9 protein-coding genes are annotated in these 12,315 nt (G+C 44.6%); 2 read left to right on the top strand and 7 right to left on the bottom strand.

What is annotated here, in order from left to right; genetic code table 11:
* Positions 1–359: 359 nt before the first annotated feature.
* Positions 360–641, top strand: a complete 282-nt coding sequence (locus JMY02_RS02630; RefSeq protein WP_201594915.1) for a hypothetical protein — start codon at positions 360–362, stop codon at positions 639–641.
* 56 nt (positions 642–697) lie between these two features.
* Entirely contained in the window at positions 698–1,597 is a 900-nt protein-coding gene (locus tag JMY02_RS02625; RefSeq protein WP_201594913.1) for a methyltransferase domain-containing protein, read from the top strand.
* A gap of 16 nt (positions 1,598–1,613) precedes the next feature.
* Here the strand turns inward: JMY02_RS02625 and JMY02_RS02620 are convergent, their stop codons facing one another.
* The 7 genes from JMY02_RS02620 to JMY02_RS02590 form a co-directional block, all read right to left on the bottom strand.
* Positions 1,614–2,771 carry an ABC transporter ATP-binding protein gene (locus JMY02_RS02620; protein WP_406947721.1) on the bottom strand — a complete coding sequence of 386 codons (1,158 nt, stop codon included), beginning with the start codon at positions 2,769–2,771 and terminating at the stop codon, positions 1,614–1,616.
* A gap of 292 nt (positions 2,772–3,063) precedes the next feature.
* Positions 3,064–4,740, bottom strand: coding sequence for an ABC transporter permease (locus JMY02_RS02615; protein ID WP_201594911.1), 1,677 nt, complete (start codon positions 4,738–4,740; stop codon positions 3,064–3,066).
* Positions 4,741–4,908: 168 nt separating this feature from the next.
* Positions 4,909–6,045 carry an extracellular solute-binding protein gene (locus JMY02_RS02610; protein ID WP_201594909.1) on the bottom strand — a complete coding sequence of 379 codons (1,137 nt, stop codon included), beginning with the start codon at positions 6,043–6,045 and terminating at the stop codon, positions 4,909–4,911.
* Positions 6,046–6,249: 204 nt separating this feature from the next.
* Complete coding sequence (locus tag JMY02_RS02605; protein WP_201594907.1) at positions 6,250–7,002, bottom strand: 16S rRNA (uracil(1498)-N(3))-methyltransferase; 753 nt, start codon at positions 7,000–7,002, stop codon at positions 6,250–6,252.
* Positions 7,003–7,007: 5 nt separating this feature from the next.
* The gene (locus JMY02_RS02600) at positions 7,008–8,654 is read right to left on the bottom strand and encodes a 3-deoxy-D-manno-octulosonic acid transferase (protein WP_201594905.1); all 1,647 of its coding nucleotides are present in this window, start codon (positions 8,652–8,654) and stop codon (positions 7,008–7,010) included.
* 125 nt (positions 8,655–8,779) lie between these two features.
* The gene (locus tag JMY02_RS02595; RefSeq protein ID WP_201594903.1) at positions 8,780–10,327 is read right to left on the bottom strand and encodes a tetratricopeptide repeat protein; all 1,548 of its coding nucleotides are present in this window, start codon (positions 10,325–10,327) and stop codon (positions 8,780–8,782) included.
* Positions 10,328–10,420: 93 nt separating this feature from the next.
* On the bottom strand, positions 10,421–12,061 hold the full coding sequence (locus JMY02_RS02590) for a cardiolipin synthase (RefSeq protein WP_265087943.1): 1,641 nt from the start codon (positions 12,059–12,061) through the stop codon (positions 10,421–10,423).
* Positions 12,062–12,315 lie beyond the last annotated feature (254 nt).

The raw sequence follows: 12,315 nt of genomic DNA, 5'->3' as shown, positions 1-12,315 counted from the left end.
GAACCAATAAATATAACAAGCAAAGCAACACTATAAAGCGTGAAAAATATTAGGAAAATTATGATATTTTTGATAATAAATAAAAGAAGTCATCTTAGCACAAATTTGCTGATTTAGGGGTTCTGAGCGTCATTAAAATCAAGCAAAACAGCCTATTAACCCCAATATTTTCAGCAATCAATGTCCTCTAAAAATATATCACTGGCAAGTTCATTTTGATTGACTAATCTTGCCACTTTTAGCCCATTTAAATGACTATCGAGTAAATTTAAAACACGCCCTAGACAAAAAAAATTTAAACGCTACACTAACTCATCTTTTACAATACTTAAGTCACGACCTAACAGGCTACTCTTATTATGGATATCATTCTTGCGATTGTTTGGATTTTAGCAATGGTGCTATATAGCTTTTCGAGCGATTATGTTACTAGCTTTCCTAACCATAACAATCGTGCTGTGCCTTATGTCCGTTGGGGGGCACTTTTAGTCGCTATGGCTTTATCAGCATACTTGGCACAAGCCTATCAAGAGAACCTACAGGGTAATGGTATGTGGGTGTTCGTTATCGTAGTATTTGTCATTATTGTTTTATCGAAAGTCGTCTTCAAATGGGTCATTAATAGACGTTTGCAACGCTAGGTTGTACCGAATATTTTTATTACCCTAACCCTCTTACTGATTGATCTGAATGCCTTATGCCAACTAAACATCAAGATAGACAACCTGACTTAAACCGCTCCATACCACCAGAAGTCGATCGAGAAGATCGTAACTTTGATGCGATTGCCGATCACTTTGAAAAAAAAGTCTATGGCGGTTTAAAAGGTGAGATTCGCTTGGCGGTGCTCCGCCGTGATATTTTTGAATATAGCGCGCAAATGAGTAGCAGGCTTGGACGCCCTTTACGGATTTTAGACGTAGGTGCAGGGCTGGCACAGATTGCAATTGAGCTTGCCACTCAAGGACACACTGTAGTCATCAATGACATTTCGGCCAATATGCTTGAAAAAGCCAAAGCGAGCGCGGCACTGATAGACGAAGATCTTGATATAACATGGTATGTTTGCCCGTATCAAGCGCTTGAAGACAAGCTCATTGAAAACAAACTAACCAAAGATAATGAGCAAAAAAGCACCGGCGATGCGGTTAACACATCAGCCAAGTTTGACTTAATAATGTCGCATGCTTTGCTAGAATGGTTAGCAGAACCTGCCATGGTCATGGACTTTTTTGATCGGCAACTGGCAGATCATGGAGCGCTGTCGTTATGTTTTTATAATCCAGCGAGCTTCGATTATCGTAACCTGATTATGGGTAATTTTAACTTGCTTGATAATACGGACTACAAAGCTGACAATAAAAAAAGTCTGACACCCAATTATCCAGTTGCCAAAGAAGAAGTGGAATCTTGGCTAACGGCACATAATTATCACATTGTGCGTGCCAGTGGTTTACGCGTGTTTCATGATTATGCACCGCTCAAACGCGGCGGTCATAATGACCCAGATGCCGTGATACGAATGGAGCTACGCTACTCGCAACAAGAGCCGTATAAATGGCTGGGGCGTTATTTGCACATTATGGCAGCTCGCTAGGAAAGATTAATAACGCCTATTTTACTGCTTCAATTCTCTGTGACCTATCGTACTCAGACCAAGTCGTCGCATGGATTTCGTTTTCGTTAAACACCACCACATGCTCTAGCAAAGGTAAGATGCCAATGTGTGAGCCAATCTCGTGATTATGATGACTGGCAACTAACGACAATACCGTTTGCCCATCATCGAGCTGCAAGCGGTATAAATAATTGGCACCGCGAAAAACTCGGCCAATCACTAGCGCCGTCCGCGCACTGTCATCATCGTGAATGATGTCATCCGGGCGCACGAGTACTTTAATAGGTGTGCCATTGGGATAATCATACTCACAGTATTGCGGCTGTCCCAATTCATCACAGACTTCCATGCGTCGATAAATATTACCCAGTGCCGTCTCGACGTGGCCTTCTTTGATAATGCCATCTATCATTGCGCCCTCGCCCACAAACTCGGCCACAAAAGGACTGATTGGCTCATGATATAGCTCACTTGGGGTCGCCCACTGTACCAGCTTACCTTTTTCCATCACCCCTACTTTATCTGCCAGCGCAAACGCTTCGTTTTGATCATGAGTGACCAAAATAGCAGTGGTATTGGTGCGCTTGAGAATGTCTCGCACATTCATGGCCAATGACTCACGCAGCACCACATCCAAATTAGAAAAAGGCTCATCGAGCAATAGTAGCTTGGGTTTTGGTGCTAAAGCTCGTGCTAAGGCAACGCGCTGCTGCTGCCCACCTGAGAGCTCATTTGGACGTTTGTCAGCATGTTCAGTTAACTCGACGAGGCTTAACATTTCAGCCACTCGGGCTTTTTTGTCGGCGGCAGACCATTTATTCAGTCCAAAAGCGATATTCTTTGCCACGCTCAAATGCCCAAACAGTGCATAGTCTTGAAACACCATTCCCATACTGCGTTTGGCGGGCGCGACTGCAAATGAGTTGCGGGCGGTTTTGTCAGTTAAGCACTGATCGTTTAGATAGATCGTGCCGTGGCGGCTCGGCTCTAATCCTGCAATGGCTCGTAATGCCGTGGTCTTGCCACAGCCGCTATAACCCAAAAAGCAGCCAATCTCGCCTTGTTGTAATATCAGTGATAGGCCATTGACAACGATGGTATCGTCATAGCCTACGATTAAGTCTTGTACACTAAAATAAGGATTGCTGGCCATATCACTCTCTTGGCTCAAAGTAACGTTTGGTTCATAGGATTTATTGAGCTGGGTTTGATGCGTTTTGATTTGGGCTACTGACAATTTTTTGGCATCCTCAGGTATTGGCTTAATCTCAGACGCCATAGTCTTTACGGACTTAGGGTCTGATGAGTGGTTTATTGAATCGGTGAACATAGACAGTACCAGTTGGCTACTTAGAAATAAAGACGATAGATAAAACAGTCAATAAGGTCATCAACATAAAAAGATCAGAGACTTTTGATTCATTTTATTACTTTAAAAACTGTCTTTAGCTTTGTTTATCACTTTGGCGCAACAATATCCAAACAGGCAAAAGTCCAACCAACACAATCAATAAGCTTGGTAATGCCGCCCGTCCCCACATGCCTTCACTGGTCATCTCAAACACTCGCACCGCCAATGTGTCCCAGCCCTGTCGCCGCGTCATCAACGTAATCGGCATCTCTTTCATCACTTCGACAAAACCCATGAGTAACGCGGTGAGCACGCCCGGACTAAGCACTGGTAACATCACCTGTCGCCAACGCTGATAAGGGCTGTCACTCAGTAAATTGGCCGCCGCTTCTTGATTGACTGTCAATCGCTGTAGCTGTCGATCCACTGGCTGAAAACTCACCGTCATAAAGCGTGTCGATAATGCCAACAGCATCACAATGACACTGCCTGACAGCACTTGATGCGAGGTGATACCAAAAGCAATCATTTGGTTATCCAGCCAAGCGATTGGAATAAATATTCCGACCGCCAATACCGTACCTGGCACCACATAACCCAAATTGGCTAAAGTGGTCATCAGCTTAGTCGATTTATCAGGATATTGCCGTTTAATCCACGCAATGATAATCGCCAAAAAGGCAATAAAAAGCGTGGTCATACTAGCAATCATAATGCTATTGGTCACAAAATCAATATAACGCGTATCAAAATCTTGTCGAAAATTCAATGCTGTCCAATAAATCAGTTGCAGAAATGGTATAAAAAAAGCCACCAAAAATACGACCGTACAGAATAAAGTCATGGCCAAATTAGCAGGTTTGCTGGCTTCAAAACGCTGATTATTGCCTTGAGCGACAGAGTTACCACGCTTTGATTGCCAGTACTGCTCAAACAATACCACGATAAAGACCACACCAATTAACAAAGCTGCCAACTGTGCCGCCGTTGTTAAGCTAAAAAAGCCAAACCATGCTTTATAAATAGCCGTAGTAAAGGTATCGACATTAAATACTGAAACCGCGCCAAAGTCTGCCAAAGTTTCCATGCAGGCCAGCAACAACCCACCAATCACCCACGGCAGAGCTTGTGGCAATGCCAGCCGAAAAAACACGCGACCACGGCTAAGGCCCAGCATCTGCCCCGCTTCTATCGCCCGCCTGCCTTGTGATAGAAACGCTTGACGCGCCAGCAAATACACATAAGGATAAAAAGCGAGCGACAATACCAAACCTGCACCCCAGACATTGCGTACCGACGGAATGGCATTATTGATGCCTAAATCTCGCAAACTTGTCTGTAATGGCCCACTAAAATCAACCATACCGACGGTGACGAACGCCAATACGTAAGCAGGCATCGCGAGCGGCAACATCAGCGCCCACGAAAAAAACCGCTGCCCAGGGAAGCGGTACATGCTGGTCACCCAAGCGAGAGCCGTGCCGATAGTGCCAGAGATGATAGTGACCATCAATAATAAGATAGCCGTGTTTTTGAGAACTTGCGGCAGCACATACGCTTTCATGTGCGTCCAGATATCAGCCACTGGCTGTGTCCACGATAGCAGCACGATCAAAATTGGCACGAGCATAAACAACGAAATCAGTCCTAAGACTGATTTCGAGATCATACGTTTACGAATAGCGTGGTCTTGACTGACAGTTTGTTTGTCATTCACATGGTCATTGCTCGTGCCGCTTTGCCGTACAGACGTATTTGGCATTGGGATCATATTATCGGTACCGTGTCAGACGCATAAAGACCTTACAAACCGACTCCAAACTCAAATATTACAGTTAGCTTTTAGCTTTTAGCTTTTAGCTTTTAGCTTTCGCTACTGTAATGTTTGAGCCTGTAATATTTAAAATCAATATTTAAAGTCGGCTTGATAAATAATGCTCTATTTATAACCCGCTTTGTCCATCATTTGAATCGCTTGGGTTTGTAATTCGCCAAATTTCTGCACGTTGATGTCATCTTTCTTAAATTGACCCCATGATCCAAGCAGCTCTGATTCATCCACGCCTTCTTTTATCGGATACTCTTTATCCGAGCTGGCATAGATGCCTTGAGCGCTGTCAGATGACAACCACTCGATTAGTTTGAGCGTACCATCTGCGTTGTCCGAATTTGCTATGACACCCGCACCAGAAATGTTCACATGCGTTCCTGTCGTGGCTTGGTTTGCCCAAGATATTTTCACTGGGAAATCAGGCTTTTCATCAAAGATACGACCATAGTAATAACTATTAGCAATCCCTACTTCACACTGACCGGCTGCAATGGCCTCTAACAGGCTGGTATCATCACTGAACACATCGGTGGCTAAGTTATCGACCCAGCCGCGGATAACTTGTTCGGTTTGTTCCGCGCCTAAATTTTCAATCATACTGGCAACCAGTGACTGATTATAGACTGAATTCGAGGTACGCAAACAAAGCTTGCCTTTCCACTTTGGATCTGCCAAATCTGCATAGGTCGATATTTGATCAGCTGTGACTTTACTTGGGTCATAAAAGATAGTACGCGCACGTAACGACAAACCTGTCCACATACCTTTGGGATCGCGATATTTTGCTGGAACATTGGTTTCTAAAACTTCTGACGCCACTGGCTGCAGTAGTCCTTGCTGTGACGCTTGCCATAAGTTACCAGCATCGACTGTCAACAGCATATCGGCTGGCGTATTTTGACCTTCGGCTTGTAGACGTGCCATAAGTGGGCCAGCCTTGTCCGTGATCAGCTCGATTTTTACACCAGTCTCTTCGGTATAACGATCTAACAATGGCTTAATTAACTGCTCGTTACGTGATGAATAAATCGTAATCGTTTGAGCATCTGCGTTGGCCGCGTTATCAGCAGTCGCATTATCAGTGGTTACTTGCTCAGTACCCATTTCTGCTGTTTCCGCTTCCGCACTCTCTTCTGGCGTAGATGAATTACTACAGCCAGTAAGACCCAACATCATGCCCAATACGGCAACCGATAAGGTGAGTTTACTAGAAGGTAAGGTGACGCTGATGGCGCTCAATGACATGGTTTTCCCCATAATGGTGCTATAAAAGTTTTAGATGGATGCTGAGACAAAGCGGTGCTACCAATCACAATATTTAACACTCATTAGTAGAATTGATAAGACCATAATGCTTGAAAACAACATACTAATGGAAATGAGATTAACTATCAATACATTTATTTTACGCAAAAACCACACTCAAATGCACCCTTATGCCTCAGTGTTTTACACTAGCCATTGCCCTAAAATGGCATTAACGGCCGCTTCAGTACGCAATATGCGCAGACCCATATTTACCGCCTCGCAGCCTTGGGCGGCAAGCATCTCTATCTCGTACTCGATCCAGCCACCTTCAGCGCCAATACACACCAAGCTAGGCAACGCCAATGCTGACGGCTTTTGTGAATACTGTTTTTGTAAATGCTGTTTTTGCAAATACTGAGCAAATGACTGTGCGCCATAAGGATGTGCCACGATGGCGCGATTGGTTACTAGATGCGCCATTTCATCTTCGACAAAGGGTTTAAAACGTTTTTTCAGGTGAATGCGAGGCGCTATCGTATCAACACCTTGTTGCAGTCCTTCTAAAACGAACTCATCGAGACGCTCTAGCATCGGACTTTGCCAATAGCTTTTCTGGGTACGGTAGCTGTTTATTAAGAGGATGTCGCGTACGCCAAGTGCGGTCATATCCATAATCAAACGCCGCAGCACTTTTGGCCGTGGCAATGCCAATACCACCGTCAAGTCTAGCTTGGGTGGTGGCGGTATGGTGAGCTTAACCTCACGCAACTGGATACATTCAGGAGTCATATCCTCAATGATTGCCGTCCCTAAATGACCACCGAGTTGAGCAATTTTAAGAGTATCACCGACTTTTGCTGTCAATACTTGATTTACATGATTGATTTGCGCCAATGCCTTGATTTGCGCCGTATCATGCATGAAGCTTGCTGCTGGTAGTAAAATACAGTTCATACCGTTTATACAGCCTCTGTGCGCGAGTGTTGCTCAATAACACTGGTAATCATAGCAAATTGACGCGGCAATACTGCTTGCTGCTGCTTGGTCATCTGCTCGCCAGCTTGTCCAGCCAGTTTCGCCAGCTCAAGATGACTGAGCCAAAATGTGAGCTGTTGATAAATCAAGGTGTTATCGTCATCAGTAGAGACAGATTGCTGGTGAGAGGGTTGTTGACTGGTCGGTAACTTATTCTGCATGATTGCTTGCTCATCTATTGCATTAAGTCCATCTGTTGCCGCTTTTTCTTTAGCAGTTGAATCATAGGAAGCAGGATGATAAAAAGTGTTGTGCGGTTGATACAACGCTCCTACTTCGGCCAGCTTATCCACCACACTCTGGCAAGACTGCGTATAACGTCCCATCAACACAGGCGTTGCCACACTCGCTGGCTCAACAGGGTTGTGTCCGCCAATATCGACCAATGAGCCACCCACTAACGCCGCATCTGCTAATGCGTACCAAGTCATTAGTTCACCCATACTGTCTGCCAAATAAACTTGCGTGTCTGCGTTAATGGTTTCTTCTGCACTTCGCCTCGCCATTTTTAATGCTTGGTTTTGGATAAGGTCTGCTACTTCATCAAAACGTTCAGGGTGTCTCGGCACGATGATGAGCAGCGTATCAGCCAGCGCTGAATGGGACAGTATTTGCTGATGCCACGCTAATACGGTGTCTTCTTCACCGCTATGTGTGCTTGCCGCCACCCAAATCGGTCGACCTGCTACTCCCAGCGCTGCTGCCAGCTCAACGTGCCGATTTGACAGTCGGTTTGATATATTCTGCTTTTGGCTGTCGCCACTCTCATGCTCTGGATGCATGACCTTATCAACAATTTTGGGAGTATTAATCACCCATTTTAGTGAGCCTGCCACACGGATTCGTGCGCTATGCGCCCCCAACTGGCGAAAGCGCTTTGCAGACTCGTTATCTTGTGCAATGATTAAGCTCAAATTCTTCATCATACTGGCACTGACCGCACCAATTTTCTGATAGCTTTTAAAAGAAGACGCTGAGAGCCGACCATTGACCAAGATACTAGGAATATCACGCTCAGACAGTTTGGTTAAAATATTTGCCCATAACTCTGTTTCTACAAATAAAGCGGCGATAGGCTGCACATGCGTTAAAAAACAGTCAATCACTGCTGGACTGTCTACTGGTACATAACTGTGACTCATCTGACCTTGAGCAATCTCATCTGCAAAACGACTGGCACCGCGCGCAAAACCTGTCTGCGTGGTATTGGTCAGCCATATTTTATAACCCTCGGCTAGTAGCACATCTAACAAAGGAGCGACGGTATTGGTCTCGCCCAATGAGACAGCGTGACACCAAATGATGCCTTTATTGGCAACCGACACCTCAGTATCAGAATTCAAATTAATCGATGGACGTGCTGGATAGCTTTTGCCAAAGCGCTGCGCCACTTCTTGCTGATAATTATCACGCTTATGTGAGCGTCGCCATACTTGCAGTCGGTATAATGGTTTGAGTAAGCCGATAATAGATTGATAATAAAGAGGCGGCGCATAAACCCCGCGGCTCGGCAAGGCAGTAAGATCAGCCGATTTTGAAACACAATCAGAGGGTGTATGAGAAGATGGCATGCAACAGCCTAGATTAGTAATGGATCAAATAATAAAAAATGACGATAAAAAACGCGCCAATTCTACCTGAATTTCGCGCCTAATTATAAGTTTTTAAGAGATAGGGCGTGATAAGATAAAATCTCTTAGACAAGAATCACTATCAGTATCGCTATCACGCCCACTATACCGAGCAATATTTGATAGCGCTTGATACTGTGTTGCTCTTGGTTTTTTGTGGTAATTAATGCTTGTGCTTGCTGCCACTGTGCTACCAAATCGGCGGCTTCGGCGTGGCCATTTTCAGCGGCTTGCGTGAGCCAATATTTGCCACTGTCTATATCTTGCGTGACGCCCAAACCTTGATAATACATCTTGCTTAGTAGACGCTGGGCGCGGCTATCTTCTTTGCTGGCCGCTTGCTTAACCCACTCAACACCTGACTCTGTGCCAGCCATTTTATCAGCGGTTAATCCTTCACCCAGTAACTCATACATCGCCAAACGCAACATAGCAGCGGTGTTGCCAGCATTAGCAGACTCTTGTAGTACCAGTAGTGCTTGCTTTTTTGCAGCCAAATGGTTCGCTGAAAACACAATTTGTGCACGGGGTTTATTTCGCTTGGTAACATACTGCTCAAACTGATCCAGCACTTCCCGAGCCTTTTGATAGTCAGCATCGCCCGCAGTTTGTATCACCTCAATCTCATCCAGCTCGGTCAGCAACTGCGTAAACATATCTGGCGTTGGCGAGATTTGTGCTGTGGGCGCTGGTTTTGTTAATGGGGGAATTTCTGGTGTGGAAATGCTTGGTAAAGGTTCATTCTTAGAGGGCTCAGGCTTAATAAGAATGTCTCGTTTAGGCTTAGATAAATCAGGTTTGAGAAGGTGCTCTTGTTGAGACAAGCGGCTATCTGCTAGGCTGTGATTGTAACTATTACTGGCCGTCATTTTTGCTACAGAACTCTGAGAATCGATAGTACTCTGGGCATCGATGCGTCTGCTTACTGGCAAATTCACCTGCTCAGCTACATCAACATTTTGACTGTTGCTACTACTGTTATTTTGAATGACATTTTCGGTAGCTGAACCAGAAACTCGATGGTTATTAGCGTTTGGTAATCTGGCGTTGACGGCTTGATATAAGCCGCTCCCGATTTGACCGCCTTGTACAGCAGCAAACGGTCGATCGATATGTCCAAACAAACGCAACCCGATTGGCTCTAAAGCAAAAAACAAGGCTGATGCCCTATCAACATCACTGTAATTGTCATTGGCATCAGGGTAACCTTCGTCGCGATAGCCAACTGCCATATGCTGGTAAAAATCGTCAGTTGTCAAAAGGAGTTCAGGATAGCGCTTACGTAGCTCAAACTGACCATACCAATGCGGCGACTGTTGCCATTGCCGCGCCAATACGCGTCCTGCATAAAAGGCCAAAAACATCATAAAGTTACGATAGCGCTCATCGACTAACAGCGCCTCTTCATCCCATCTACCCACCTTAATCATGTCACGGCGTATTTGTGATAAGAGCGTATCTACACGCTGCAAACTTACCAGCGACTCATCCAATATACAATCGCGAAGCTCGGCTTCATAAGCTGTGCCTCCTGCGATAGGGCGCTCAGCTAAGAAGTCTTGCCAATAGCCTGCTGCAATATAGTCAAGTGGCGTTTGGGGCGATGCAGACATAGACAGGCGTGTCCTTTTCTGTAAATACACTGAGGATATAATCGATTTCATTTAACCAAAATATAGTGCTACCTTAACCTAAAATCTAAGGCGCTACAATAAAGGACTAAACAAGCGTACCACATTATCAAACAAACGTGCCGCACCATGACGCTGCGTCCACTCTTCTAAATCCAAAAAACGGCAACTTTGTAAATAGATTTCTTGGCAATCAGCGACTTGGGCAACCATCTCTGGTGTATAAATCGCCAAACTGACTTCCATATTTAGATAAAAACTGCGCATATCGATATTCACGGTGCCAAACAGACAGTAATCATCATCGATGACCACTGTTTTAGTATGCAACAAGCCACCTTTAAATAAAGCAATGGTCACGCCAGCTTCAAGCAATTCCTGATAATAGGCTTGGGACGCATGTTGCACGAGGAACGAATCGACTTTTTCAGGCACAATAATCGTCACCTCGACCCCGCGTTTAGAAGCTATCGTCAGTGCCCCTGACAGGGTTTCATCGGGTACAAAATATGGCGTGGTAATACAAATGCGTTTGTTGGCACGATGAATTACTGTGACCAAGGTATCATAAATCACATGGGCAGTTACTTGCGGGGCTGAGGGTATCAGCTGTGCCAGTACGCCTTCCACAATCGGCATTTTCGGTATCACAATCGATGTCGAGCCAATATCTGGCTGCTCATGGTAATCAATACTCTCGCCCAACACTTTTACCCGACTGTTTAAGTCGTTAATAGTCGGATTCATCACATACAGTTTACGAGTATAGTTATTTACCCGCTGATTGAGCGCGTCAAGATTGTCATTGTTTTCAGCACCGATATCCGTTACCACCACTTTCGCCATAGCTGTAGTGATACTGATAAAGCGTCGGTTGGTTGTGCGTATCGCCACATCAATCCACTGCCCGACGTTTTTATTTTGTTTAAAAAACCTCGGATCAACCAAATTAAAACTACCGATATAACCGATGTGCTCATCTATCACCACAATCTTACGATGATTGCGCAAATCGGAGCGTTTAAACAGCGTTTTAAACAATCCCACGGGCAGTGACTGATGAACAAAAACACCTGCCCGCTCTAATGTACGGTGTGCCTGACTATTAAAAAAGCTAAAACTTCCCACACTATCAGCCAATATATGACACTCAACCCCTCGCTGCGCCGCCGCCGCCAACGCTTCTATCACTTCTAATACCTGTCCTTTGGGATAGACAATGTAAAACTCCATCAGAATAATGCGTTGAGCTCCTTGAATATCCTCAATCAAACCTTGAAAAATCGTATTAGGCTCAGTCAACAGCTGCATCTTATGATCCGGAAATATCCCAAGCCCTGTCCAACGCGTACCTATTTGACTGACACCTTGATAATTGGCTGGCAGTAAATCTTGCCCTTGATCAAAAACCAAATGCTCGCGCCGCGCCATGTCATTCATCAATATACTTGCTTGATCTACTCGCTCACGATAGCGCCGACCAATCATCGGCTCACCCAGCAATATGTAAGCAATAAAGCCAAATAATGGTAAGGTATAGAGCACAGCAATCCAAGCAATCGACACCCCAATATTGCGCTGCACCGATACAATTCGTAGCGTCATACCTATCATCAAAATAATATGCAATACGAGACCTAACCCAGCAAGATCTCCCCAAGACCAAGTGGTAAAGGTATGTTTAATAGTAAACGCGTCGATGTCTGCCTCCGACAATCAGATGAAAAATAAAGCGTAAGTTATAAAGCAAGAACAGTATAGTGGTTTTTGATCACTGAATAATAGGGACAACTATAACAAGTATCTTCGGTGGAGTATTTCTAAATAACTGACTTAAGCTCCTATAGATAATGGTATTGAGAGTGTTTTTTTAATTATTTACTAATATTATTAAAATACTATTTGACAGCCATGTGTAAATCTATATAATACACACCCACAGCAAGGGGACTTAATTAAGTTAGCTTCTG

This window comes from Psychrobacter vallis (assembly GCF_904846715.1).
Taxonomy (GTDB): domain Bacteria; phylum Pseudomonadota; class Gammaproteobacteria; order Pseudomonadales; family Moraxellaceae; genus Psychrobacter; species Psychrobacter vallis.
Note: the sequence above shows the minus strand (reverse complement) of the source record. Positions and strands in the feature narration are given on the sequence as shown.

Excerpts from the sequence above, each read along its gene's own strand:
- JMY02_RS02600 (WP_201594905.1), bottom strand. The coding sequence starts at position 8,654 with ATGCCATCTTCTCATACACCCTCTGATTGTGTTTCAAAATCGGCTGAT.
- JMY02_RS02610 (WP_201594909.1), bottom strand. The coding sequence starts at position 6,045 with ATGTCATTGAGCGCCATCAGCGTCACCTTACCTTCTAGTAAACTCACC.
- JMY02_RS02625 (WP_201594913.1), top strand. The coding sequence starts at position 698 with ATGCCAACTAAACATCAAGATAGACAACCTGACTTAAACCGCTCCATA.
- JMY02_RS02595 (WP_201594903.1), bottom strand. The coding sequence starts at position 10,327 with ATGTCTGCATCGCCCCAAACGCCACTTGACTATATTGCAGCAGGCTAT.
- JMY02_RS02620 (WP_406947721.1), bottom strand. The coding sequence starts at position 2,771 with ATGGCCAGCAATCCTTATTTTAGTGTACAAGACTTAATCGTAGGCTAT.
- JMY02_RS02605 (WP_201594907.1), bottom strand. The coding sequence starts at position 7,002 with ATGAACTGTATTTTACTACCAGCAGCAAGCTTCATGCATGATACGGCG.
- JMY02_RS02615 (WP_201594911.1), bottom strand. The coding sequence starts at position 4,740 with ATGATCCCAATGCCAAATACGTCTGTACGGCAAAGCGGCACGAGCAAT.
- JMY02_RS02630 (WP_201594915.1), top strand. The coding sequence starts at position 360 with ATGGATATCATTCTTGCGATTGTTTGGATTTTAGCAATGGTGCTATAT.